General features: G+C 66.9%; 22 protein-coding genes. 16 read left to right on the top strand and 6 right to left on the bottom strand.

The genetic code is table 11. The annotated features are described in order from the left end of the window. The first annotated feature begins 10 nt into the window (after positions 1-10). The 11 genes from flhB (at position 11) to arsA (ending at position 11,865) form a co-directional block, all read left to right on the top strand. Positions 11-1,153 carry a flagellar biosynthesis protein FlhB gene (flhB, locus tag I8J34_RS00525; protein ID WP_214359401.1) on the top strand — a complete coding sequence of 381 codons (1,143 nt, stop codon included), beginning with the start codon at positions 11-13 and terminating at the stop codon, positions 1,151-1,153. Positions 1,154-1,181: 28 nt separating this feature from the next. Next, entirely contained in the window at positions 1,182-3,281 is a 2,100-nt protein-coding gene (gene flhA / locus I8J34_RS00520; RefSeq protein WP_214359400.1) for a flagellar biosynthesis protein FlhA, read from the top strand. A 141-nt stretch (positions 3,282-3,422) separates the two neighbouring features. Further along, positions 3,423-4,892 carry a flagellar biosynthesis GTPase FlhF gene (flhF, locus tag I8J34_RS00515; RefSeq protein ID WP_214359399.1) on the top strand — a complete coding sequence of 490 codons (1,470 nt, stop codon included), beginning with the start codon at positions 3,423-3,425 and terminating at the stop codon, positions 4,890-4,892. A gap of 1 nt (position 4,893) precedes the next feature. After that, positions 4,894-5,682, top strand: coding sequence for a P-loop NTPase family protein (locus I8J34_RS00510; protein ID WP_214359398.1), 789 nt, complete (start codon positions 4,894-4,896; stop codon positions 5,680-5,682). Between the two features lie 179 nt (positions 5,683-5,861). Then, the gene (locus I8J34_RS00505) at positions 5,862-6,629 is read left to right on the top strand and encodes an RNA polymerase sigma factor FliA (protein ID WP_214359397.1); all 768 of its coding nucleotides are present in this window, start codon (positions 5,862-5,864) and stop codon (positions 6,627-6,629) included. Between the two features lie 32 nt (positions 6,630-6,661). Then, positions 6,662-7,402: a flagellar motor protein gene (locus tag I8J34_RS00500; RefSeq protein WP_214359396.1), complete on the top strand. Its 741-nt coding sequence runs from the start codon at positions 6,662-6,664 to the stop codon at positions 7,400-7,402. 457 nt (positions 7,403-7,859) lie between these two features. Next, positions 7,860-8,207, top strand: coding sequence for an ArsR/SmtB family transcription factor (locus I8J34_RS00495; RefSeq protein WP_214359395.1), 348 nt, complete (start codon positions 7,860-7,862; stop codon positions 8,205-8,207). Next, positions 8,204-8,617 (top strand): arsenate reductase ArsC, encoded by a 414-nt coding sequence (locus tag I8J34_RS00490; protein WP_214359394.1) that lies wholly within the window; start codon positions 8,204-8,206, stop codon positions 8,615-8,617. The genes I8J34_RS00495 and I8J34_RS00490 overlap by 4 nt, the downstream gene beginning before the upstream one ends. 9 nt (positions 8,618-8,626) lie before the next feature. Next, a complete protein-coding gene (arsB, locus tag I8J34_RS00485) occupies positions 8,627-9,703 on the top strand; it encodes an ACR3 family arsenite efflux transporter (protein WP_214359393.1) in 1,077 nt (358 codons plus the stop codon). 23 nt (positions 9,704-9,726) lie between these two features. Further along, positions 9,727-10,095 (top strand): arsenite efflux transporter metallochaperone ArsD, encoded by a 369-nt coding sequence (gene arsD, locus I8J34_RS00480; protein ID WP_214359392.1) that lies wholly within the window; start codon positions 9,727-9,729, stop codon positions 10,093-10,095. A gap of 15 nt (positions 10,096-10,110) precedes the next feature. Further along, positions 10,111-11,865: an arsenical pump-driving ATPase gene (arsA, locus tag I8J34_RS00475; RefSeq protein ID WP_214359391.1), complete on the top strand. Its 1,755-nt coding sequence runs from the start codon at positions 10,111-10,113 to the stop codon at positions 11,863-11,865. Between the two features lie 42 nt (positions 11,866-11,907). Here arsA and I8J34_RS00470 read toward each other — a convergent pair whose 3' ends face one another. Further along, positions 11,908-13,533, bottom strand: a complete 1,626-nt coding sequence (locus I8J34_RS00470) for a methyl-accepting chemotaxis protein (protein WP_214359390.1) — start codon at positions 13,531-13,533, stop codon at positions 11,908-11,910. Positions 13,534-13,746: 213 nt separating this feature from the next. Between I8J34_RS00470 and motD the strand changes: the two genes are divergently transcribed. Together motD and I8J34_RS00460 are read left to right on the top strand one after the other, a co-directional pair. After that, a complete protein-coding gene (gene motD / locus I8J34_RS00465) occupies positions 13,747-14,619 on the top strand; it encodes a flagellar motor protein MotD (protein ID WP_214359389.1) in 873 nt (290 codons plus the stop codon). A gap of 67 nt (positions 14,620-14,686) precedes the next feature. Then, the gene (locus I8J34_RS00460; protein ID WP_214359388.1) at positions 14,687-15,160 is read left to right on the top strand and encodes a bacteriohemerythrin; all 474 of its coding nucleotides are present in this window, start codon (positions 14,687-14,689) and stop codon (positions 15,158-15,160) included. A 49-nt stretch (positions 15,161-15,209) separates the two neighbouring features. Here the strand turns inward: I8J34_RS00460 and I8J34_RS00455 are convergent, their stop codons facing one another. Next, positions 15,210-16,169 carry a hypothetical protein gene (locus I8J34_RS00455; RefSeq protein ID WP_214359387.1) on the bottom strand — a complete coding sequence of 320 codons (960 nt, stop codon included), beginning with the start codon at positions 16,167-16,169 and terminating at the stop codon, positions 15,210-15,212. 134 nt (positions 16,170-16,303) lie between these two features. Between I8J34_RS00455 and I8J34_RS00450 the strand changes: the two genes are divergently transcribed. Continuing rightward, entirely contained in the window at positions 16,304-16,777 is a 474-nt protein-coding gene (locus I8J34_RS00450; protein WP_214359386.1) for an Lrp/AsnC family transcriptional regulator, read from the top strand. A 146-nt stretch (positions 16,778-16,923) separates the two neighbouring features. Then, entirely contained in the window at positions 16,924-18,093 is a 1,170-nt protein-coding gene (locus tag I8J34_RS00445; RefSeq protein WP_214359385.1) for a GGDEF domain-containing protein, read from the top strand. 44 nt (positions 18,094-18,137) lie between these two features. Here the strand turns inward: I8J34_RS00445 and I8J34_RS00440 are convergent, their stop codons facing one another. The 4 genes from I8J34_RS00440 to I8J34_RS00425 all read right to left on the bottom strand — a co-directional run bounded on the left by I8J34_RS00440 (position 18,138) and on the right by I8J34_RS00425 (position 24,824). Then, the gene (locus I8J34_RS00440) at positions 18,138-19,013 is read right to left on the bottom strand and encodes an amino acid ABC transporter substrate-binding protein (protein ID WP_214359384.1); all 876 of its coding nucleotides are present in this window, start codon (positions 19,011-19,013) and stop codon (positions 18,138-18,140) included. 311 nt (positions 19,014-19,324) lie between these two features. Then, complete coding sequence (parC, locus tag I8J34_RS00435) at positions 19,325-21,697, bottom strand: DNA topoisomerase IV subunit A (RefSeq protein ID WP_214359383.1); 2,373 nt, start codon at positions 21,695-21,697, stop codon at positions 19,325-19,327. A 5-nt stretch (positions 21,698-21,702) separates the two neighbouring features. After that, positions 21,703-22,836: an ABC transporter substrate-binding protein gene (locus I8J34_RS00430; protein WP_214359382.1), complete on the bottom strand. Its 1,134-nt coding sequence runs from the start codon at positions 22,834-22,836 to the stop codon at positions 21,703-21,705. An 8-nt stretch (positions 22,837-22,844) separates the two neighbouring features. Continuing rightward, a complete protein-coding gene (locus tag I8J34_RS00425) occupies positions 22,845-24,824 on the bottom strand; it encodes a DNA topoisomerase IV subunit B (protein ID WP_214359381.1) in 1,980 nt (659 codons plus the stop codon). A gap of 209 nt (positions 24,825-25,033) precedes the next feature. On the opposite strand from I8J34_RS00425, the gene I8J34_RS00420 reads away from it, so the two are divergent. Next, complete coding sequence (locus I8J34_RS00420) at positions 25,034-25,606, top strand: hypothetical protein (RefSeq protein ID WP_214359380.1); 573 nt, start codon at positions 25,034-25,036, stop codon at positions 25,604-25,606.

The following is a 25,606-nucleotide window of genomic DNA, read 5'->3' as shown; positions in this document are numbered from 1 at the left end:
GGAGCGGACTGTGGCCGAAGAGAGCGATCTGGAGAAGACAGAACCAGCGTCACCACGACGACTGGAACAAGCGCGCGAGGAGGGGCAGGTCCCCCAATCGCGCGAGCTGTCGACCTTCCTGGTCATGATGGCCGGTGTCGCCGCCCTGTGGATGCTGGGGCAGTGGGTGTCCTCGCGCATCGTCGCGCTGGTCAAGGGCGGGCTCAGCTTCGAGCGCGAGCTGGCGATGAACCCGGAGCTGATGGTCGCCAACCTGCGTGATGTGCTCAGCGAGGCGGTACTCACCGTGGCGCCGGTGTTCGCGGTGCTCATGGTGGCGGCGATCGCCGCCCCGATCATGATGGGAGGCCTGGTGTTCTCGCCCAAGGCGCTGCAGTTCAAGTTCGATCGCATGGATCCGCTCAAGGGGTTGGAGCGGATGTTCTCGGTGCACGGGCTGGCCGAACTGGTCAAGGCGCTGCTCAAGGCGATCCTGGTCGGTGGGGTAGGGGCATGGGCCATCTGGCGCGAGAAGGAGCATCTGCTGGCGCTGATGTCGCAGCCGCTGGCCGCGAGCCTCAACGACTTCGCGCAGATCGTGATGTTCTCCGCCTTGCTGGTGGTGTCGAGCCTCGCTCTGCTGGCGCTGCTCGACGTGCCCTTCCAGCTGTGGCAGTACCACGACAAGCTGAAGATGACCAAAGAGCAGGTGCGCCAGGAGCACAAGGAGTCCGAAGGCGACCCGCAGCTCAAGGCCCGCATCCGTCAGGCGCAGCGCGAGATGGCACGCCGGCGCATGATGTCCGAAGTGCCCAAGGCCGACGTGGTGGTCACCAACCCGACGCACTACGCCGTGGCCCTGCGCTACGATGCCGCCAAGATGGGCGCGCCGGTGGTGGTGGCCAAAGGCTCGGACCTGGTCGCTCAGAAGATCCGCGAGATCGCCGCCGAGAACAACGTGCCGCTGCTTGAGGCCCCGCCGCTGGCGCGCGCGCTGTACGCGCACTGCGAGATCGAGCAGTCGGTGCCCGCCACCTTGTATACCGCGGTGGCCGAGGTGATGGCCTACGTCTATCAACTCAACCAGTGGCTCGCCGGCGGCGGGCAGGCGCCGGAGATTCCGCGTGCGCTGCCGGTGCCTGCCGACATGGACCCCGGCCCGGGCCGGGCCTGATGATTCAACGGACTGATTTCAAGCACCCATGAACGCCCTCACGCTCCGTTCCCTGATGTCCGCGACGGTCTTGCGGCAGCTGGCCGCACCGCTGCTGATCATCATGATCCTGTCGATGATGGTGCTGCCGCTGCCGGCCTTCGCGCTGGACGTGTTCTTCACCTTCAACATCTCGCTGGCAGTGATGGTCATGATGGTGGCGATGTACGCCAACCGGCCGCTGGATTTTTCGGTGTTTCCGACGGTGCTGCTGGTCACCACGCTGCTGCGCCTGAGCCTCAACGTGGCCTCGACGCGGATCGTGCTGCTCGAGGGCCACAGCGGCCCGGACGCGGCCGGCAAGGTGATCGAAGCCTTCGGCCACTTCCTGGTCGGCGGCAATACGGCGGTCGGCCTGGTGGTGTTCACCATCCTCACGGTGATCAACTTCGTGGTAATCACCAAGGGCGCCGGGCGGATCGCCGAAGTCAGCGCGCGCTTCACCCTGGACGCCATGCCCGGCAAGCAGATGGCCATCGACGCCGACCTCAACGCCGGCCTCATCGACGACAAGGAAGCCAAGCGCCGCCGCAAGGAGATCGCGCAGGAATCGGACTTCTACGGCGCCATGGACGGTGCCTCCAAGTTCGTGCGCGGCGACGCGGTCGCCGGCATCCTGATCCTGCTGATCAACATCCTCGGCGGACTGGTGGTCGGCATGGCCCAGCACGACATGTCGCTGACGCAGGCGGGCGAGAACTACATCCTGCTGGCCATCGGTGACGGCTTGGTGGCGCAGATCCCGGCGCTGATCATCTCGGTGGCGGCCGGCCTGGTGGTGTCGCGGGTCGGCGACGAGGGCGAGGTCAGCGGCCAGGTGGTGCGCCAGGTGTTCTCCAATCCGCAGGTGATGCTGCTCACCGCTGCCATCCTCGGCGTGCTCGGCCTGATCCCCGGCATGCCCAACCTGGTGTTCATCCTGCTCGCCTCGTTGTTCGGTTGGCTGGCCTGGTGGCGGCACAATCACCCGACCACCGTGCCGGAAGAAGAGCCGATGAAGACGCCGACTCAGGCCGACATCGCCGCCGCCACCGAGCAATCGCAGGAAGCGAGCTGGGCCGACGTGTCGCCGGTGGATGTGCTCGGCCTGGAAGTGGGTTACCGGCTGATCCCGATGGTCGACAAGGCGCAGGACGGCGAGCTGCTCAAGCGCATCCGCGGCCTGCGCAAGAAGTTCGCGCAGGATGTCGGCTTCCTCGCCGAGCCGGTGCACATCCGCGACAACCTCGAACTCAAGCCCAACGCCTACCGCATCGCCCTCAAGGGGGTCGAGATCGGTAGCGGCGAGGCCTTCCCGGGGCAGTTCCTGGCGATCAATCCGGGGCGGGTGTCCGGCCCCTTGTCGGGCCGCGAGACCAAGGACCCGGCCTTCGGCCTGCCGGCCTTCTGGGTCGATGCCGGCCAGCGCGAGCAGGCACATGCGCTCGGCTACACGGTGGTCGACGCCAGTACCGTGGTGGCCACGCATCTCAACCATCTCATCCTCGAACATGCCGCCGAGCTGCTCGGCCGCCAGGAGACCCAGGCGCTGCTCGACCATATCGGCCGCGAGTCGCCCAAGCTGATCGAAGACCTGGTGCCCAAGCAACTGCCGGTGTCCACGGTGCAGCGCGTGCTGCAGAACCTGCTCGAAGAGGGGGTCAACATCCGCGACATGCGCACCATCATCGAAGTGCTCGCCGAGCATGCCGCGCGTGTGCAGGACCCGCTGGAGCTCACCGCGCGGGTGCGCCAGGCGCTGGGCCGGGCGATCCTCCAGGGCCTGTTCCCGGGCGACGCCGAAGTGCAGGTCATGGCGCTCGATCCGGGGCTCGAACGCGTGCTGATGCAGGCGGTCGGCTCGGGCGGACCGGAGGGTGGGGCGATCGAACCGGGGCTGGCCGACAGCCTGCTGCGCCAGACCATGGCGCAGGCGCAACGCCAGGAGAGCATGGGCCTGCCACCGGTGCTGCTGGTGCCCGGCCAGCTGCGCTGGTTGCTGTCGCGCTTCCTGCGCCGCTCGGTGCCGACGCTCAAGGTCATCGCCAACGGCGAGGTGCCCGAAAACCGCATGATCCGCGTCAGCGCCTCCATCGGCTCCGCCGCCTGAGCGCATGCCGGCAAAAATGACCGGCAAGAAATAAGGGGAGAGAACCCGCTTATTCCGGCGACGAAGTGGACAGGGGTCTGCGCATAATCGGAGCCATCAAGACACGTCCGGGCGACCGGACGGCAGGCTGCGGAGATCACCATGAACGTCAAGCGCTATTTTGCCCAGACCGCCCGGGAAGCCCTGCGTCAGCTCAAGGAAGAGCTCGGCGCCGATGCCATCGTGTTGTCGAACCGCTCGGTCGATGGCGGTGTCGAGATCGTGGCATTGCCGGCCGACGCGGTGGATCTGCTGCATCAGAGCACGCGCGCCGCGCCGCCCGCCGCCAAGGCCCCGGTCGCCCGGCCGCAGGCGGCGGCCGCACCGGTGATGCGTCACGATCCGCTCGACGACATGATCGACGACGACTACCGGGTCCAGCTCTCCAGCGCCCGCCGCAGCCCGGCGCCGGCCGCCCAGGCACCGCGCGCACCGGCGCCGGCACCCACGCATCAGCAGATCCGCCCCTTTCAGCCCCCGCGCATCGATACGGCCGCACCGCAACGCACGGCGGACGTCTTCCCCCGCGGTGGCCAGACGCCCGCCTCCCCGCGGCAAGAGGCGCCGGCGCGTCGCCCGGCGGCCCCGGCAGCCGCACCGCGCGACGACGAATCCGCCCGCATCCGCGCCCTGCAGGAGACCAATGCCCGGCTGATGGAAGAGATGGGCGGCATCCGCGCCATGCTCGAACGCCAGCTGGCCGGCTTCGCCTGGGGCGAGGCCGGCCGCCAGGCGCCGGCGCGCACCCGCATGACCGGCGAGCTGCTCGAAGCCGGCTTCTCCGCCCAGCTGGCGCGCACCCTGTGCGACGCGGTCGACCCCAATGCCGAACTGGCCGCCGCCCGCAACGCCGTCAAGACTGCGCTCAACCGCGGCCTGCGCGCGCTCTCCAACGATGCCGACGTGATCGACCGCGGCGGCGTGTATGCCCTGGTCGGCCCCACCGGCGTGGGCAAGACCACCACCGCAGCAAAGCTCGCCGCGCGCTGCGTGGTGCGCCACGGTGCCGACAAGCTGGCCTTGATCACCACCGATGGCTACCGGATCGGCGCGCATGAACAGCTGCGCATCTACGGCCGCATCCTCGGCGTGCCGGTGTATGTGGTGCGCGACGCCGCCGATTTGCGCCAGACCCTGGCCGAGCTGCGCGACAAGCACATGGTGCTGATCGACACCGTCGGCATGTCGCAGCGCGACCGCATGGTCGCCGAGCAGGCCGCCATGCTCACCGGCGCCGGCAATGTCAATCGCCTGCTGCTGCTCAACGCCACCTGCCGCGGCGACACGCTCGACGACGTGGTGCGCGCCTACGACGGCCCCGATCTGGCCGGCTGCATCCTCACCAAGGTGGACGAGGCCGCCTCGCTGGCCCCGGCGCTCGACGTCGCGGTGCGCCACGAGATGGCGGTGTACTACGTGGCCAACGGCCAGCGCGTGCCCGAAGACCTGCATCTGCCCAACCGGGCCTATTTGTTGCATCGGGCACTGAAAGCGGTAGGCGAGGAGTCGCCCTATCATTTGAAAGGTGAAGAGGCGGGGCTCTTGATGGCCTCGGCCGGCATGGGAGCCTGAGATGATCGACGGGCGCGAAGACCAGGCGGCAGGGCTGCGGCGGCTGTTCCGCAAGGCGCCGCCGACCGTGGTGGCGTTGTTCTCCACCGGCCATGCGGCAGCGCGCACCGCCGCGCGGGCGATCGGCCGCATCGGTGGTCAGGCGCATCGCGTGCTGGTGCTCGACGAGGCGGCCGGCGCGGCCAGCCTGGCCGACATCTGGGGCCATGCCCCCGGCGGCGACCTGCTCCATGTGCTCGACGACCGGCAAACGCTCGACGGCCTGGTGCTGCCGGTGCCCGGCCTGATGGGCCGCCTGCCGACCGCCGCCGTGGCCATGGCGCTGCCGCTGCTCGACGACGAACGCCGTGCCCGCTTGCTCACGCACCTGCAGAGCCTGCAGCGGCGCACCCGTTTCATGGTGATCCACGCTTCGGCGCAGGCGCTCGATCCGGTGTCGCCCTTCGTCTTCGCTGCGCCGCGTCACCTGGTGCTGGCCGAGGCCAGCGGCCGCGGTGCGACCGAGGCCTATGCCTGCATCAAGGCGCTGGCAATGCAGGGCGCCGGCTCGCTGCATGTGGCGGTGGCACGGGCGCGCGACCGGGCCGATGCGCGGGCCTTTTTCGATCGGCTGGCGGCGCTGGTGCGCAGCCAGGTGGGTATCCCGCTGGCCTGGGTGGGACAGGTCGAGCATGACGATCTGGCCAGCCCCTTGTTGCATCACGCGGCCTTGCCGCAGGAAGCGGAGGCCGCCTTTTTGCGGCGGCTGCACGGTTGGCGTACGGGCCGGACCTCGGCGGCGGCGGGCTAGAATCATGACGAAATCCCTGTTGCCGACCCAGGAATTGAATTAGACGGCAAGAAACCGCCTATTTCGGAGTGCACTCGACGGGTAAAGCACGGACAATAGGGGGTATCGGGCTTCATGGCGACGGCCATGAAGCGAATCGCGCCCCGGCGTCGGGGCGGCATCACTGAACGGGCCACTGCATGTACACCGCATCCGGCACACTAGATCGAGACCAGCTGGTGACGCACTATGCGCCGCTGGTCAAGCGCATCGCCTACCACCTGATGGCCAAGCTGCCGGCCAGCGTTCAGGTGGACGACATCATCCAGAACGGCATGATCGGTCTGCTCGACGCCATCGGTCGCTACGAAGAAGGCCTGGGGGCGCAGTTCGAAACCTATGCCGTGCAGCGCATCCGCGGTGCCATGCTCGACGGTCTGCGCGAAAACGACTGGCTGCCGCGCAGCTTGCGCCGCGACATGCGCCGTATCGAATCGGCGATCCACGAACTCGAACAGCGTCACGGTCGCCAGCCGACCGAGCGCGAATTGGCCGACGCGCTCGGCATGGCGCTGGCCGACTACCAGAAGATGCTGCAGGACGCGCGCGGCCATCAGCTGGTGTATTTCGAAGACTTCACCGAAGGCAACGACGATGACTATCTCGAGCGCCATGCCGTCGGCCATGAAGGCGACCCGCTCGATGCGCTGCTCGACCAGAGCATGCGCGACATCCTCGTCGCCTCCATCGAAGACCTGCCCGAGCGCGAAAAGATGGTGATGGGCCTGTACTACGAAGAGGATCTCAACCTGCGCGAAATCGGCGAGGTGCTGGGCGTGTCCGAATCGCGGGTGTGCCAGTTGCACAGCCAGGCCATCGCCCGTTTGCGTTCGCGCATCCACGGCAGCAAGGCCGGCCCCAAGGCACGGCGCGGCCGTCCCCCCAAGAACGCCGCCGGTCCGGCGTGAACGCCCGCGCATCCTAGGAGACGGCGTCAGCCATGGATAGCATCAGCCTGATCGGACTGGTACTCGGTGTGTCGGCCATCCTGGTCGGCCAGGTGCTCGAAGGCGGCCATATCAGTTCGCTGGTCCAGCCGACCGCCTTCATGATCGTCATCGGTGGCACGCTCGGGGCGGTGATGCTGCAAAGCCCGCTGAGGGTGTTCCAGGACGGCATGCGCATGGCCAAGTGGATCTTCGTTCCGCCCGCGCTGACTCATGCCCAGCTGATCGAGCAGGTGGTGGGCTGGAGCCATGTGGCCCGCCGCGAAGGCCTGCTGGCGCTGGAGAACCAGATCGCCGGCATGCAGGACAGCTTCACCCAGAAGGGCGTGCAGCTGCTGGTCGACGGGGTTGAGCCGGAGCGCCTGCGCGAAGTGATGGATGTCGAGATCTCCGCCTGGGAAAGCCGCATGAAGCTCGGCGCCAAGATCTGGGAGGCGGCCGGCGGCTATGCGCCCACCATCGGCATCCTGGGGGCGGTGATGGGCCTGATCCACGTGATGGAAAACCTCTCCGATCCGTCCAAACTCGGTGCCGGCATCGCGGTGGCTTTCGTGGCCACCATCTATGGCGTGGGCTCGGCCAACATGGTGTTTCTGCCCATGGCCAAGAAGCTGCTGGCCCATGTGTCGCGCCTGGTGTCGCTGCGCGAGATGCTGGTCGACGGGCTGGTGGGCATCGCCAACGGCGACAACCCGCGCATCATCGAAAGCCGCCTGCAGGGCTACGACGTCTGAGTCTGTGCGTGCACCGGGCGGCGCTTGGCGCTGTCCGCAGTGTGCGAGCTGCCGAATCCCTTCCGTGTGCGACGCACCGGCCCCCCCCGGGTTGCCGGCACTTGCGCCGATTGCGCCGCACGGCCTGAGCGCCGACGAGCACGATAGCGCATTGAACCTAGAAACCGCAGTTGACCGCTTGTGCCCAAGAGCAAGGTATTGAACATGCAAACCTTTTCGGCTTCGAGGCCGATCACCCGGTGGGTGACAGCGCTACGCACCCGATTGCACGTCTGGCGCGCCGCCTGGCCGCGTTGCTCCTCCTTACAGCGTGCAGGCTGTGCGTCGTCGCGCCTTGCCAGACAGCCCGCCAAACGCACACTCGGGCGCGTCCAACTACGGTTTCTAGGTTGAACGCCCCGGTCGTTGCCACAAAAAGTTCACCTGCCGCGACTTTCATTTCGATATTATTCGAAACATGGAAATAAAAGACGCTGCGCAATTGCTGTCGGCCCTGGGGCATGAAGCCCGGCTGAGCATTTTCCGCTTGCTGGTCGAGGCCGGCCCGGCCGGTCTGGCCGCCGGGGCGATCAGCGAGACGCTGGCCATGGCGCCGGCCACCGCCTCTTTCCACCTCGCGCATCTGAGCCGGGTCGGCCTCATCGACGGTCAGCGCACCCACCGCTTCATTCACTACTCCGCCAATTTCTCGGGGATGGACCAGCTCATCGCCTTCCTCACCCGCAACTGCTGCCAGGGCCAGGCCTGCCTGCCGAGCGCGGTGCCCTGCCGGGCCGCCGATCAAAAGGACGCATCCAACGCATGACAACGCCAAAAACCGTGCTGGTGCTGTGCACCGGCAATTCCTGTCGCTCGCAGATGGCCGAGGCCATCCTCAACCATGATCTGGCCGGCCAGGTTCGTGCGCTGTCGGCCGGTACCCGGCCGCAGCCGGCCGTGGCCGAGGGCGCCATCGAGGCCTTGCAGCGCGCCGGCCTGCCGACCGACGGCCTGTACCCCAAAGACATCGATGCCGTGATCGATGTGCCGATCGACCTGGTGGTGACGGTGTGCGACAACGCCAAGGAGAGCTGCCCCATCTTCCCGAAACCGGTGCCGCGCATGCACATGCCCTTCCATGATCCGCATGGCGAGCCCCTCGACAGCTTCATCGCGGTGCGCGATGCGATCCGTGATCAGCTGGTGCCGGCCGTGCGCACCGCGCTCGGCCTCTGAGGAGAGACCATGTCTGCACAATGCGAAGTGACGGCCAAGATGGCCGCGGGCGCACCGATCAGCTTCTTCGAGCGCTATCTGACGGTGTGGGTGTTCCTGTGCATCGTGGCCGGGATCGTGGCGGGGCAGGTCGCCCCCGGGCTGTTCCAGGCGCTGGGCCGCCTGGAGGTCGCCCAGGTGAATCTGCCGGTCGGCCTGCTGATCTGGGTCATGATCATCCCGATGCTGATGAAGATCGACTTCGGCGCCTTGCACGAGGTGCGCGAGCAAAAGCGCGCCATGGCCATCACCCTGGTGGTCAATTGGGCGATCAAGCCCTTCACCATGGCCGCGCTGGGCTGGCTCTTCATCCGCCATGTGTTCGCGCCCTGGCTGCCGGCCGAACAGATCGACAGCTACATTGCCGGTCTGATCCTGCTCGGCGCCGCGCCGTGCACCGCGATGGTCTTCGTGTGGAGCAACCTGTGCCGCGGCAATGCCAACTTCACGCTGACCCAGGTGGCGCTCAACGATCTGGTGATGGTCTTCGCCTTCGCGCCGATCGTCGCCTTGCTGCTGGGCGTGTCGTCGATCCCGGTGCCGTGGGACACGCTGTTCCTGTCGGTGGTGATGTACATCGTCATCCCGCTGGCCATTGCCCAGGCGATCCGCAAGCGCCTGTTGGCGCGTGGCCGGCCGGCGCTGGATGCGGCGCTGGCACGCATCGGCCCGTATTCGATCATGGCGTTGCTGGCCACGCTGGTGCTGCTGTTCTCCTTCCAGGGCGGCACCATCGTTGCCCAGCCGGCCATCATCGCCATGCTGGCGGTGCCGATCCTGCTGCAGACCCTGCTGATCGCCGCCCTCGGTTACGGGCTCAACCGCCGCCTGCGGGTCCGTCATGACGTGGCCGGCCCGTCGACCATGATCGGCGCGTCCAACTTCTTCGAGCTGGCGGTGGCGGTGGCGATCGTGCTCTACGGCTTCGATTCGGGCGCCGCGCTGGCGACCGTGGTCGGCGTGCTGATCGAGGTGCCGGTGATGCTGTGGCTGGTCAAGACGGTCAATGCGACCAAGGTGTGGTACGAGTCCGCGCGTCGCGCGTGACCGATGTGCAAGGAGGCAAGATCATGAAAAAGCTTGAAGTGTTCGACCCGGCCATGTGCTGCCCGACCGGCGTGTGCGGGGTCGAGGTGGATCCGGTGCTGGCACAGTTCGCCGCCGACCTGCAGTGGCTCGGCGCGCATGGCGTCGAGGTGTTGCGCCACAACCTGGGCCAGGCACCGCAGGCCTTCGCCGCCAATGCGGCGGTGCTCAAGGAAATGGAAGCCGGCATGGAGCGGCTGCCGATCGTGATGGTCGATGGCAGCATCGTGGCCACCGGGGTGTACCCGTCGCGCGCGCAACTGGCGCAGAAACTCGGGCTGGCGCTGACGGCCGAGGCGGCGCCCCGTCTCAAAGCGCAAGGCTGCTGTCCGCCCGACAGCGGTTGCTGCTGACCGGCCGGCGTCGCGATGAGCCTGCCAGCCGCCGCCACCCGTTTCCTCTTCTTCACCGGCAAGGGCGGGGTGGGCAAAACCTCGCTGTCCTGCGCCACCGGCCTGGCACTGGCCGAAGCCGGCAAGCGCGTGCTGATCGTCAGCACCGATCCGGCCTCGAACCTCGATGAGGTGCTGGGTGCGGCGCTGGGACCGGCGCCCACGCCAGTGCCCGGCGTGCGCGGATTGTTCGCCCTCAACATCGACCCCGAGGCCGCCGCTGCGGCCTATCGCGAGCGCATGGTCGCCCCCTATCGCGGGGTCTTGCCGACCGCGGCCGTGCGCAGCATGGAGGAGCAGTTCTCCGGCGCCTGCACGGTGGAGATCGCCGCCTTCGACGAGTTCTCGAAGTTGCTCGGCGACCCTGCCACCACGGCGGACTTCGAGCACATCGTCTTCGATACCGCGCCGACCGGCCACACCTTGCGCCTGCTCAGCCTGCCGACCGCCTGGGACAGCTATATCGCTTCGTCGACCGGCGGGGCGTCCTGCCTGGGGCCGCTGGCCGGGCTCGAGGCGCAAAAGGCCTTGTACGCCGCGACCGTGCACCAGCTCGCGGATGCCGCCCAGACCACGGTGATCCTGGTGAGCCGCCCGGAATCGGCCGCGCTGCGCGAGGCGGAGCGAACCCGTGCCGAACTGGCCGCGCTGGGCATCGACAACCAGTGTTTGGCAATCAACGGTGTATTTACCGCGGCCCGCGCCGACGATGCCATTGCCGTCGCCATGGCGCGGCGTGGCGCCGAAGCGCTGGCGCGCATGCCGGCTGCGCTGGCCCGCCTCGAGCACACCACAACGCCCTTCCTGCCGCGCGGTACGGTCGGCCTCGATGCCCTGCGCGCGATGGCCCACCCTGAGGCGTTGCCGGTGCCTGACGGGGGCATGCCGCATCCGCACACCGCACTGCCGGAAGGGCTGGCTGCGATGGTGGATGCGCTGGCGCAGGGCGGGCGTGGCGTCATCATGACCATGGGCAAGGGTGGGGTCGGCAAGACCACCATCGCCGCGGCGATTGCGCTGGCGCTGGCCGAGCGGGGCCATGCGGTGACCTTGTCGACCACCGATCCGGCCGCGCATGTGGCCGACACGCTGGCTGAGGCGGTGCCGGGGCTGAGCGTCGCGCGCATCGACCCGGTGCAGGAGGTGGCGGACTATACCCGCGAGGTGCTCGACAAGGCCGGCGAACGTCTCGACGCGGCGGGCCGTGCCCTGCTCGAGGAGGATCTGCGCTCGCCGTGCACCGAAGAGATCGCGGTGTTCCGGGCCTTCGCCCGTACGGTCGATGCCGGGCGTGACGGCTTCGTGGTGCTCGATACCGCGCCCACGGGGCATACGCTCCTGCTGCTCGATGCGGCCGAGGCCTACCACCGGGAGGTGATGCGCACCCGCGGCGACATGCCCGAGGCGGTGCGCGACCTGTTGCCCCGGCTGCGCGATGCGCAGTTCACCCGGGTGCTGATCGTCACACTGCCCGAGGCGACACCGGTGCATGAAGCCGAGCGCCTGCAGGCCGATCTGGCGCGTGCGGGTATCGTGCTGTTTGGCTGGGTGGTCAATCAGTCCGTGCTGGCCAGCGGAACGCAGGACGCGCTGCTGATGCAGCGCGGTGGCTACGAGATCCCGTTCATCCGGCGGGTGGCCGATGTGCCCGGCAGGCGTTGTGCCGTGGTGAGTTGGCGGGCGACCGAGCCGGTCGGCCCAGCCGGGCTGAGGCCGCTCGCAGCGACCTGACGAAGACGGCGCACGCGCAAGGCGTGCGCCGTCGATTGGACCTTACAGACGGAAGCTGCTGACCGAGCCCTTGAGTTCGCCGGCCAGGCTGCGCAACTGATCGGCGGCGCCGGCCATGCGCCCGAGGGCGGACTGGTTGGCGCGCACCTGTTCGGCCATGTTCTCGACGTTGCGGCTGATGTGGCTGCTCGATTCGCTCTGCTCGCGCACGGCGCGGGTGATTTCGCCGACTTCGGCCGTGGTGTGGCTGACCGATTCGTTGGCCTCGCCGAGCGCCTCGGAGGCCAGGCGCATGCCGCTGCGGCTGTCTTCGAGCGATTCAAGGCCCTTGTTGAGCGCTTTTTCCAGCGTGCGGGCCTGGTCGCCGAGCACACCGGTGATGCTATCGATCTGGCTGGCGGACTGGCCCGATTTCTCGGCCAGCTTGCGCACCTCGTCGGCCACCACGGCAAAGCCGCGGCCCTGTTCGCCGGCCCGGGCGGCCTCGATGGCGGCGTTGAGCGCCAGCAGGTTGGTCTGCTCGGCAATCTCGCGCACCTGCTGCGTCATGGTGGTGATTTCCTGGGCGCTCTTGAAGAAGGCCTGGGCTGTTTCGGTCACGCCGCGCATGACGGTGGCCGAGCCTTCGACCGAACGGGCCAGGGCGTCGAGGCGTGAGGCGGCGCGTGACGAGGCTTCGAGGCCTTTGTCGGACAGGGCGCTGAGCCGCTCGGTGTTGCCGCTGATGCGCTGGATGGCCGCGGTGACGTTGTCCACCCCCTGGGCGGTATCGCCGGCGGCGGCCGTCTGGCGCTCGGCCGATTCGGCCGCCTTGCGCGACTCTTCGGCCACTTCGCTGGCGGCGGCATCGACGCTGGAGATCGACTGGGTGACCCGGCCGATGAGCTTGCCCAGGTCGTTGCGGATCGACTCCGCGCTTTGCGCGATACGCCCCAGTTCGTCTTGCGTGTGGGCTTTGATCGGCTGGCTGAAGTCGCCCTTGGCGAGTTTGTGCAGGCCGTTTTCGAGCTCGCGCGCCGGGCCGATGAGCTGGCTTCTGAGCAACCACAGGAAGAGCGCGAAGGCTGCCGCGCAGGCCACGGCAACGAGGGCCGCGGTGATCAGGATGGCTTGTTGTGCGTCGGCTTCGATGGCCTTGGTGTGTGCCGAAATCTGCTCATCGACCAGCGCGGCCAGATCGTCGAGATACTTGGCGGCCGGCTTGTCGGCATCGCGCACGCTCTTTTCCAGCGCGTAGATGTCGTAGCTGACCCGGTAGGCCGACAGCGCGTCGCCATAGGCTTCGCGCAGTCCGGCGTGGGATTTGAGGAATTCCTTGGCCAGCGTCTGGGTCTGCTCGCTGACCAGCGGGGAGGCGGCGATGGCAGTCAGGTGGGCTTGCAGCTGATCGTGCTTTTTACCGTAGGCCAGCCAGTAGTCGGCCGTGATCTCGTCTTCGGTGATGCGCAGGAGGATGTTTTTCCAGTCGAGCAGTTGCGAGAGGAAGACCGTCTTGTCGTCGGCAAGTTTGAACTGCTCGGCATGTAGGTCGGTGACCTCATGGGTCAGTGTGTCGATCGCGCGATACTGGAGAAACAGGCCCACACAGGCAGCCACCAGCAGCAGGGCGGTACCACCGCCACAGATCAACAGCAGCTTGTTACGGATGCTGGAGAGGATGAAATGCATGATCGGACCGTCTCTGGAAGTTGAACCTGACGTGAGAGTACGGCTACGGCGCGTCAGACTTTAGGCAGGAAAACCCGAATGGTGTCTCTTGCCGATCGGTGGCGCGGTCATCGCGGGCGCTCAAGGCGTTGCGCCGGATGCCGTAGTGTCTCCTTGAGTGGCACGAACGTTGCACATAGGTGAGCGTTGCCATCGACCGACCGGACGCGACCCATGGGCAGACGACGCACCGAAGCAGAAGAGCACGAAAACCACGAGCGCTGGCTCGTGTCCTATGCCGACTTCATCACCTTGCTGTTCGCCTTCTTCGTGGTGATGTATTCGCTCAGCTCGGTCAATGAGGGCAAGTACCGGGTGCTCAGCGATTCGCTGGTCCAGGCGTTTCGCAGCGTCAGCGTGAATGAGTCGGGCACCCAGATGGTGGTGCAGCCGATGCCGGTGACGACCGGCCCGATCCCGGTGCCCAAGCTCGACCGGGCCAAGGCCGCCGCCGAGCAGGCCAAACAGCGGGCGCGCGAGGCGGCGGTGAAGAAGGTGCGCAACATGGCCGACGAGATCCGGCGCGTGCTCAAGCCCTTGTCGGAAGGCGGACAGGTGCTGGTCACCGAAGGGGCCAACGGCATCAAGGTGGAGATCAATGCCGAAGTGCTGTTTGCCCCCGGCGAAGCGCTGCTCGGCGCACCGGCCGTGAGTGCCTTGAGCGCCGTGGCGCAGGTGCTGTCGGAGGCGGAGTTCCCGATCATCATCGAAGGGCATACCGACAACGTGCCCATCAACACCTACCGCTTCCCCTCCAACTGGGAGCTGTCGGCGGTGCGTGCCTCGAGCGTGGTGCGCCTGTTCGTGAATGCCGGCGTGGCGCCGTCACGGCTGACGGCGGCGGGCTATGGCGACCAGCGGCCGGTGGCCGACAACGATACGCCGGAGAGCCGCAGCCGCAACCGGCGGGTGACCCTGCTGATCGAGTCGATGCTGGTCGACGAAGACTTGCCGCCGGTCGTGCCCTTGCGGCGCGACGATGCCATCCAGACCATCCTGCCCAGTGCCTCGGCGGAGCCGCCGGCCGCGCGCAGTTCGGTTAATTGATCTGAGTCAAGACGGTTGTGCTGCGCAAGAATAGTATGTCGATACATTCACTTACATCGAGCGCAGCATGGCTGAACTATTCCAGTGGTCCGACGCCTACGGCGTAGGCATTCAGGAAATCGACGAGCAGCACAAGGTGCTGGTGGATCTGCTCAATCGTCTTCACGATGCCATTCATGCCCGTCAGGGGTCGGAGACCTCGCGCAAGATCCTCGGCGACCTGGCCGACTACACACGCACCCATTTCGCGGTCGAAGAGTCGCTGATGCGGGTGTCGAACTACCCGGACTTCGACGTCCACAAGCAGAACCATGAAGACCTCATCGGGCAGGTCAATGCGCTGCAAATCAAGCTCGATTCGGGCGAGGCCAAGATCACCTTCGAGTTGCTGCACTTTCTCAAGGTCTGGCTGACCAATCACATCAAGGAAGCCGACAAGCGCTTTGCCGACTATTTCATCAGTGTCGGCGGTTCGCCGGCCTGGGCGCCGCATGTCGAAAAGAGCATGAACCAGAAGAAGTGGTGGTGGAAGTTCTGGTAAGCGCGCCCCGCACGCGCTGCTGACAAGAGGCCCTGCGGGGCCTCTTTGTCTATCCGGCGCGCGCCAGGCCGTTCAGCGGCAGGCGTGACAGCAGGCGGATGGCCAGCAGCGCGAACAGCAGGCGGCCCCACAAAATCCCGGACAGATCGGCGCCCATCAGCAGCACCAGCAAGGTGTCTTCGATCAGGCTGTGGCTCAGGCTGAGAAAGCTCAGCGTGAGGAAGACGTCGCGGCGGCTCAGGGTGCCGCTGCGTACTTCCTTGAGTAGCAGCCCGGCGCCGAAGGTGAGGCCGAGCGTGACGCCGATGACGGTGATGTTCGCCGCTTCGCCGCGGATGCCGATCAGGCGCAGGGCCGGGGTCAGCAGGGCATGGATCAGGCGTTCGATGCCCAGGTGGCGCAGCAGGCGCAAGGTGCTCATCAAGACTGTGATGATCACCAGGATCCATCCCAGCGTGTGCAACTGGTCGAGCGCCCAGCCCGCCAGCGAGTCGGCGGCCGGCGGGGGCTGCCATGGCAGCGTGATCGGCTGCTCGAGACTGCCGGTGCCCCGATAGATCAGATTCAGCAAGGCGCCGAGTGCGATCGCGCCTCCCAGGCGGATCAGCACCGTGGCGCGCCAGGACACGCCGGCCGCCTTGGCGATGGCCCCCTCGACCGGCAAGGAATGGGCGACCAGCATCAGGCTGCCCAGCACGGTGGCCTGCGCTACCGTGACCGGCGTGTCGGCGGCGAGCGTGAAGAACACCGCCAGCCCGGCGTAGATGTTGCTCAGCAGGGTGGCCGCCCACACCAGCCCCAGCGTGTCGGGCAGCCCGACCAGCGCCATGAGCGGCGCGAGCCAGGTGGCCAGGATCTTGTCGCCGCCGACCTGCTCCAGGGCCTTGACGATCAGCAGCGCCGGCACCATGACTTTGAGCAATGCCCAATAGACGAACACGACTTCGTGCGCGAAGGCCATCAGCCGATGTGTCAGGGGCGGGCGTGGCGGGGCGGGGGGCGCGTCCATGGTGTTCGTCGTTGGAAAGAGGCTTCCAGTGTAGGGGTTGGCAAAAAAATTATTTGGTGAATGCCTGTCGATTGTTTCTGAAAACTTTCTTTTTTCTGCTATGAAAGAAATATTCGAAACCACCGGCTATTCCCATGTCACTTGACCGCACCGATCGGCGCATTCTCGCCATCCTTCAGCTGGATGCCCGGCTGACCAACCAGAGGCTCGCCGAACGGATCGGCTTGTCGCCGCCCGCCTGCCTGAAGCGGGTGCGCCGGCTGACCGAGAGCGGACACATCACGCGCCAGGTGGCGATCCTCGATCCCGAGCGTCTCGGGCCGTTGCTGCATATCGTGGTGGAGGTCACCATGGAGCGCGACCGCAAGGACTTGTACCAACGCTTCTTGTTGCGCGCCGTGGCGAATCCGGCGGTCAAGCAGTGCTACCAGGTCACCGGCGAGGTGGACTTCGTGCTCGTCGTCGTGGTGCCGGACATGAATGCCTACGACCGCTTCTGTGACGATGTGTTGTATGCCGATGACAACCTGCGCAAGTTCCGTACACTGGTCTCGCGCTTTCGCAACAAGTTCGACACGGCGATCGACGTGGGGGAGCCCGCCATGTAGCGCCGTTCGATAACGGTGGCACTGCCGGCGGCGAGCGACGATACGCGGTAGGATATGTCGGACGGATGGTTGCAGGCATAATCAAGGCATCGCACGCACTGTCTAGACTGGGAGCGTGTGATCCATGTCACGGAGATCCGCTGCCGATGCATCTTGATATCCCCTCAGTGATGTTCCTGTCCGCGGTCAGTTGCCTGTCCATCGCGGTCGCCATGTTCGTGGTGGCCGGGCACTACCCGGTCGGGGTCTCGCAGGCCATGCGGCGGTGGGGCGAGGCGAGTGCCGCGCTGGCCCTGGGGGCGGCCTTCATCTTCTTTCGCACGAGCGTGCCCGATTTCCTGTCGGTGGTGCTCGGCAATACGCTGATCGTCACCGGTTTCGGGCTGGCCTATCTGGCGATCCGCTCGCTGCACGGCCGACCCGCCACGCACGATCGGTGGGTACTGGTCTGGGTGTTGCTCTGTTTCGCCCTGTATGGGGGCACTTTCGTGAGCGACGACGACATCAATCTGCGCATCGTCCTGGTGTCGGTGCTGAAGCTTCCGGTGCTGTTGATGATTGTCCGCGAGCTGTGGGCCGGGGGCGGCAATGGGCGGCGTCCGATCGAAGGCCTCCTGATCGTCGTCTATCTGGCCTATGCGCTGGTCAGCGGGGTGCGGGCGGTGGATACGATGAGCGGCGGCGACCTGAGCCACAGCAGTTTCTTCGGCGACCCGATGCAGCAGTTCTCGATCATCGCCTTCTTCCTGACGGTGAGCGTCTCGTCGCTGTTCTTCATGCTGGCGCTGGGCGAAGTGCTCACTGCCGAGCTCTACCAGCGCGCCACCACCGACGCGCTGACCGGCATCTACAACCGCCATGCCTTCGAGGAGTTGGCCTCGCGCGAGATTGCGCGCAGCCAGCGCACCGGACGCTATCCGAGCATGCTGATGGTCGACATCGACCACTTCAAGCGCATCAACGATCGCTGCGGCCACGCCACCGGTGACGCCGTGCTGTGTGCCGTGGTTGGTGCCATCCAGGGCGCCTTGCGTCAGCAGGACTTCGTCGGGCGTTGGGGGGGCGAGGAGTTCTGCATCCTGTTGCCCGAAACCGGCCGCCTGGATGCGCTGATGGTGGCCGAGCGGCTACGCACCAGCGTCATGGAACTGCCCGCGGTGGACGCTTCAAAGATGGAGACGGTCACCGTGAGCATCGGCGTGACCTGCCCCTATGACCGCGACAGCGGCTTCAGCGCGATGTTGGCCGCGGCCGACGAAGCCTTGTACAAGGCCAAGTTCGGCGGCCGCAACCGGGTGGTGATGGCCGGCGTGTAGGCCGGCCCGGTGTTTCTGGGCGTGCGCGAGGCGCGCGCGGGCGCTCACGGGAAGGCCGGCTCCCGGTTCGGGGTGATGAAGGTTTCCTTGGTCAGCCGGTTCAGCGGCACGTTCAGGGTCGGGGTATTGAACCAGCGCTGATACAGCGCCGGCATCTCGGCCGTCGGCAACAAGGCGCTCAGGCTGTCGCTGACCATCTTCGTGAAGGGCGTGTCGCCCTTGCGCATCATGATGCCGTAGGGCTCGATCGACAGAAACGCGCCGACCGCCTCGTACTGTGCGCCGTCGGCGGCGGCGGAAATCTGCGAGTAGAGAATGATGTCGTCGAGCACGAAGGCCTTGGCTTTGCCCTCGCGCACTGCGGCCATGCCGGCGTCGGCATCGAGCACGTAGATGAAATTCAGCCCCAGGGAGGCGGCGTCATTGTGTGCCATTACCAGTTTTTCGCCGGTGGTGTTCTTGATGATGGCGAGCGTCTGGCCGCCCAGATCGTCGATCGACCGGATCTTGTCGGCCTTGCGGGTCAGCAGGCGAGTGCCGGTGACGTAGAAGGCCGGGGAGAAGTCGTAACGCGCCTGGCGATCGCGGGTCATGGTCGAAGCGCTGCAGTCCATGTCGGTCTTGCCCGTATCCAGCATCGTGAAGCGGGTGTCCCAGTCGGTCTCCACATAGACGATCTTCAGCTCGGGCAGGTCCAGTCGGGCCTTGAGGTCGGCCGCGATGTGCTTGCACAGATCGATGGTGTAGCCCTGCGGGGTGCCGTTGGCGGCATGGCTGCCGAACGGCGCGTTGCCGGGGACCCAGCCGATGGTCAGCGTGCGCGTCCGGCGCAGCGTGTCGAGGGTGTCGGCCTGCGCGGTCAGGGCGGCGCAGAAGGCCAGCGCGGCGACGAGCAGGGGGAGGCGGCGGGTGGCGATCATGGATGTCTCCTGTGGGTGGCGGCGGGTGCGTGGGGCCCGTTCATGGCGGGGCGGCCCGTCATTGTGTGGCGCACGGCGCAGCAGGTCTCCGGGCGCGCCGACGGGTCTGCCGACACGCCCGGAGGAGAGGGCCCGGGATCGCCGGGGTCTGTCCATTAAACGAGAGGCGGGCCGGAAAGATCTGTCTTTTTGGGTGTGAAGGCGTGGGCAGGATGAAACGGCCTTGCGCAGATCGCTTGTTCGAGGAAGAAAACACCCGGGGCATGCTGCAGCCCCGGGTCGGGCAGGCGAGGGTCGTCGGTGAAAACGCCTCAGCGCGCGCCGGTGGGCCTGAGCTTCTGCGGCAAGGGCACGCCCTTGCGCGCCCGCCGGTGGCGCCACAGTTCGAGCTGGTTGGGCTTGAGGCTCAGTTCGGTGGCACGATTGCCGCGGCCGATGCCTTCGACGATCAGGTTGGCGGCGTTGTCGGGCACCGCCACGGCGGCCAGTTGCGCCTCGGCGTCGAGCGCCATGACGATGACACCGCGACCGCCCGACTGCATTTTCATTTCGCTGGCGGGGAAGACCAGCACGCGGCCGTTGTCCGACAGCGCCACGATCCAGTCGCCCTTGACCGGCGTCGGGGCGAGCACCTTCTCGCCTTTTTCGAGCGTCATGAAGGCCTTGCCGGCACGCTGGCGGGTGGTGGCGTCGGTGATCTTGCAGATGAAGCCGTAGCCGCCCGAATTGGCGAACAGGTAGTGCGCCTCGGGCGCGGCGGTGACCACCTGGGCCAGCTTGGCGCCGTCCTGGAACTCCACCAGCGTGGCCATCGGCGTGCCGTCGCCGCGCCCGCCGGGCAGGTCGGCCACGCGCACGGTGTAGGCACGGCCCTTGGTGTCGATCACGATCAGCGGCCACACCGTGCGGGTTTCGATCACCGCAAAGCCGGTGTCGCCGGTCTTGTAGTTGATGCTCGCCGGGTCGATGCCGTGGCCCTGGCGGGTGCGCACCCAGCCATGCTTGGAGACGATCACCGTCACCGGCTCGTCGGCCACGCTGATCTCGGCCACGGCCGCCGGGGCGACGGTCTCGATCAGGGTGCGGCGCTCGTCGCCGTATTGCTTGGCGTCGGCCTCGATCTCCTTGAGGATGAGTTTGGTCATCGCCGGGCGGCTGTCGAGCAGGTGGGTGAGGCCGTCGCGCTCTTCCTTGAGCTTGGCCAGTTCCTGTTCGATCTTGATGCCTTCGAGGCGGGCCAGCTGACGCAGGCGGATCTCGAGGATGTCTTCGGCCTGGATCTCGGTGAGGCCGAAGGCGGCGATCAGCGCCGGCTTGGGCTCGTCCGACTCGCGGATCACGCGGATCACTTCCTCGATGTTGAGGAAGGCGATCATCCGCCCTTCGAGGATGTGGATGCGGCGGTCGACCTCGTCCAGGCGATGGCGGGTGCGCCGCTCGACCGTCACGTAGCGGAAGTCGATCCATTCGCTCAGGATCTGCACCAGGTTCTTCTGCTGCGGCCGGCCGTCGCGGCCGATCATAGTCAGGTTGAGCGAGGTGGAGGTCTCGAGGCTGGTGTGGGCCAGCAGCACGGCCATGAATTCGTCGCGGCTCTGGCGGCTCGAGCGCGGCTCGAGCACCAGGCGGATCGGCGCCTTGTCGGAGGATTCGTCGCGCACCGTCTCGACCACGCCGAGCACCAGCTGCTTGAGCTGCCTTTGCTCCTGCGACACTTCCTTCTTGCCGGCGCGCGGTTGCGGATTGGTGAGGGTCTCGATCTCGGCCAGCACCTGGGCGGTGGACACGCCATGCGGCAGTTCGTCGACGATCACGCGCCACTGGCCGCGCGCCATCTCCTCGATGCGCCAGCGGGCGCGCAGGCGCAGGCTGCCGCGGCCGCCGGCATAGGCGTCGCGCAGCGTTTCGGCCGAGGAGATCAGCTGGCCGCCGCCGGGGTAGTCCGGGCCGGGCAGCACTTCCATGACCTCGTCGAGCGTGGCCTCGGGCTTGCGGATCAGCAGGCAGGCGGCCTTGGCCACTTCGCGCAGGTTGTGCGGTGGGATCTCGGTGGCCATGCCCACCGCAATGCCCGAGGCGCCGTTCATCAGCACGAAGGGCAGGCGCGCCGGCAGCAGCACCGGCTCCTTGAAGGCGCCGTCGTAGTTGGGGGCGAAATCCACCGTGCCGCGGTCGAGCTCGGCGAGCAGCAGCTCGGCGATCGGCGTGAGCCGGCATTCGGTGTAGCGCATGGCGGCGGCCGAGTCGCCGTCGCGCGAGCCGAAGTTGCCCTGGCCGTCGACCAGCGGGTAGCGCAGCGAGAAATCCTGCGCGGTGCGCACCATGGCGTCGTACACCGAGCTGTCGCCGTGCGGATGGTATTTGCCGATCACGTCGCCGACCACGCGGGCCGACTTCACATGCTTGCTGTTGGCCGACAGGCGCATCTCGTTCATGGCGAACAGGATGCGGCGCTGCACCGGCTTCATGCCGTCCTCGACCTGGGGCAGGGCGCGCGACTTGACCACGCTCATCGCGTAGGCAAGGTAGGCGCGCTCGGCGAATAGGTCGAGCGGCAGGGCGTCGTCGCCCATCGGCGGTTGGGTGCCGCCCGGCGGCGGTGCGGGCGGCGGCAGATCGGCGCCGGGCTGGGGGGCGTCGCCGGTGGGCGGCGGAGCGAACAGGTCGAGGGTGTCGTGACTCATGAATCTCAGTACATCATGTGGCCGCCAGCGCCGATCACGCCGATGTCGCTGTAGCTGGAGCCGTTGTGGTGGGTGGGCGAATAGCGGATCAGAAAGCCCGACAGGTCGGTCGGCCCCATCGCGTCGAGGGCGTCGCGCAGCTTTTGCCGGGTGAGCGCGCCACGGACGCTGGCCGCGGCCCGCAACATCAGCCGGGCGGCAATGAAGCCTTCCATGGTATTGGGCGACAGGGTTTCGGTCGCGTCACCGAGCGCGGCATGCAGGGCGCGCAGCTCCTGGCAGATCGGCAAGGCGCAGGCGTTGGGGTCGGGCATGACCGCGACCATGCCGAAACCGCGGGCAGCCTCGACACCAGCGGTCTTGACGATCTGGGTCGCGTCATTGACCGACAGCCCGACCGCCGGCACCCGCAGGCCGGCGGCATGGATCGCCTTGATCGCTACGCCGGTGGGCGAACCGGCGGTGCCGATGATCACGCCTTGCGGATCGGCCGCCATCACCGCGGCCACGGCGCCGGAAACGTCGACGCTGCCGCGCGGGCTGACGCCGCGGCCGGCGACCTGCAGGCCGCGCCGCGCGAGCGATGCGACGAAGGCCGTGTGGATCGACTCGCCGAAGGGATCGGCCTCGTGCACGATGCCGATGCGTCGAATGCCCGAGTTGGCGAAGTGCTGGACGATGCGATCCACCTCCTCGGCGTAGCTGGCCCGCACATGGAAGACCCGCGGGTTGAGCGGCACGCGCAGGTGGTCGGCGCCGGTGTAGGGGCCGATCAGGGCGATCTGCGCCGCATCGAGCAGACCGCTTTGGAGCACGGCGCCAGTGTTGGCGGTGCCCAGCAGGTTCACCACCGCCACCGGATCATGCTTGTCGATGCCTTCCTTGAGCAGGCGCAGGGTCTCGGCGACTTCGTAGCGGTCGTCCAGCGCCACCAGTTTGAACTTCTCGCCATGGAGGCCGCCCTGGCGATTGGCCTCGGCAATGGCCAGGCTGGCGCCGTAGCGTAGCGCACGGCCGAGGCTGGCGCGCGAGGCCGAGTAGTCGGCCACCTGTAGCACGGTGATCTCGGCGCGCACCGGCAGCACCGCCATGGCCAGGAGGGCGGCGAGGCTCAGCAGGATCAGGCGGCATCGCAGCATGGCGGGGCTCAGAGGTCGGCGTCGACCGTGTCGCCCTTGGTCTCCATCCAGGCGCGGCGGTTGCTCGCTTCGCCCTTGCCCATCAGCAGGGTGAACATGCGCAGCGTGTCGTCGAGCGCCTCGGGGCGCACGCGCACCGGCAGCACGCGGCGGGTGGCCGGGTCCATGGTGGTTTCGCGCAGCTGCTCGGGGTTCATTTCGCCCAGGCCCTTGAAGCGGCCGATCTCCAGCGCCTCGGGCTTGAAGCCCTCCTGGATCATGCGGTCGCGGATTGCGGTCAGCTCGCCGTCGTCGAGCGCATACAGGCGGCGCGCCGGGCGCTTCTTGCCCTGCGCCGGTACGTCGACCCGATACAGCGGCGGCTGCGCCACGTAGATGTGGCCGGCCTCGATCAGCTTGGGGAAATGGCGGAAGAACAGGGTCAAGAGCAGGGTCTGGATGTGGGCGCCGTCGACGTCGGCATCCGACATGATCACCACCTTGCCGTAGCGCAGGCCGGTCAGGTCGGGTGTGTCGTTGGGGCCATGGGCATCGACGCCCAGCGCCACGGCGATGTCGTGGATCTCGTTGTTGGCGTAGAGGCGGTCGGGGTCGATCTCCCAGGCGTTCATGACCTTGCCGCGCAGCGGCAGGATGGCCTGGGTTTCCTTGTTGCGGGCCAGCTTGGCGCTGCCGCCGGCCGAGTCGCCCTCGACCAGGAAGAGTTCGTTGTCGTCGATGTCCTCGCTTTCGCAGTCGGACAGCTTGCCGGGCAGCACCGCCACGCCCGAGGTTTTCTTTTTCTCGACCTTCTTGGCGTTCTTCTGGCGCGCGGTGGCAGCGCGGATCGCCAGCTCGGCGATCGCCTTGCCGGCGTCCACATGGTTGTTGAGCCAGATCTCGAAGGGGTCGCGCACCATGCCCGAGACCAGCTTGACCGCCTCGCGCGAGTTGAGCTTTTCCTTCACCTGCCCCTGGAACTGCGGGTCGAGCAGGCGCGCCGAGAGCACGAAGCTCAGGCGGTTGCACACGTCGTCCTGCTGCAGCTTGAGGCCGCGCGGGAGCAGGGCGTGATGCTCGATGAAGCTTTTCACTGCCTCGAAGACGCCGGCGCGCAGGCCGGACTCGTGCGTGCCGCCGGCCACGGTGGGGATCAGGTTCACATAGGATTCGGCCGGCACCGCCGGGTCGAACCAGCCGAAGGTCCAGGCCGCGCCCTCGCCGCTGGCGAAGGCTTCGTCGTCGCTGGCGGCGTATTTCTCGCCGGTGAACAGCGGCGCCACCGGTTCCTGGTCGCCGGCCAGTTCGGACAGATACTGGGCCAGGCCGTTGGGGTAGTGCCACTGCTTGCTGGCGAGGCTGCCGTCGGCCTGCTCGATGTCGAGCTGCACCGCCACGCCGGGCAGCAGCACGGCCTTGGAGCGCAGCAGGCGTTCGAGCTCGTTCATCGGCACGCGCGGCACGTCGAAGTATTTCGGATCGGGCCACACCTTGACCGTGGTGCCGGTGTTGCGCTGGCCGCAGGTGCCGATCTCTTCGAGCGGGCCGATGCGCTCGCCGCCGTTGGCAAACACGATGCGATGCACCTTGCCGTCGCGCTTGACCTCGACTTCGATGCTCAGCGACAGCGCGTTGGTGACTGCCACGCCGACGCCGTGCAGGCCGCCGGAGAAGGCGTAGGCGCTGTTGCCCTCGCGCTTGTTGAACTTGCCGCCGGCGTGCAGCCGGGTGTAGGCCAGCACCACCACCGGCACGCCTTCTTCCGGATGCAGGCCGACCGGGATGCCGCGGCCGTCGTCGGCCACGGTGACCGCGCCGTCGCGATGGACGGTGACCTGGATCTTCTTCGCCGAGCCGGCCAGCGCCTCGTCGGCGGCGTTGTCGATCACTTCCTGGATGATGTGCGCCGGCGAGTCGGTGCGGGTGTACATGCCCGGCCGCTCGCGCACGGGCTCCAGGCCCTTGAGGACGCGGAAGGAGGATTCGTCGTAAGTGGTGTTGCTTGCCATGGAGGTTCCGAATGAAGCCGGGAGGCCCGAAGCTGCCGGGCCAAAGGATAACGATTTTTTTCGCTGTATGGGGAGCGGTGCTTTTCCGCGGTGGCGGTGCATCGGTGTTGCGAAGAAAAGCTGAGCGCAATAACATGCTGTTCGAATATTTTTTAAGTGCGCAGTCTATTTGGTGATGATCTGCCGTCACCCCGTATCAAGGAATTTCCATGAATTTCAAAGCTTCTCTCATCGTCGCTCTGACCGGAGTTTGCCCAGTGGTGGCCGCGGCGGCAGCGTGCGAACCTCCGCAGTTCGAACCGTTCCGGCCTGAGGTTGTCGGGCAAACCGCCCCGAATCTTGTCGCTGTGGCATTTGCGATGCAGCCAGTGGCCACGTTGAGGATCCCGTCAGATTTTTCGAAATGGGGGGCCTTTCCGTACGGCAGTGTTGGCTTCGGTGATCATCCCAAAGGAATTGTCGGCGTTCTTGGCTACGAAACTCGTCAATCTGTCGCTATCCACAAGAAGGACACTGCGCCTGCCGAGTTCATGCGCACCGTGTTTCTTGGGCTCGACGAGATCGGTTGTGCCTACATGAAGAGCCAAGGGTTGCCGAGCGAGGAGTATCGGTTGCATGCCCGACTGGACCATGGCGGTGAGCTGTTTGCCTACGGAACGGCACGCACTCACCATTTCTACGTGATTCGCGACGATCAGCCCGACTACGTGATGAACGGCATGTTCAAGAACATCAGCCGGGCCGAGTTCGAAATCATTTTGTCCACCATCGAAATTCAATAG

Source organism: Denitromonas iodatirespirans, assembly GCF_018524365.1.
Taxonomy (GTDB): domain Bacteria; phylum Pseudomonadota; class Gammaproteobacteria; order Burkholderiales; family Rhodocyclaceae; genus Nitrogeniibacter; species Nitrogeniibacter iodatirespirans.
This window is presented reverse-complemented; position numbering and strand designations above follow the sequence as displayed.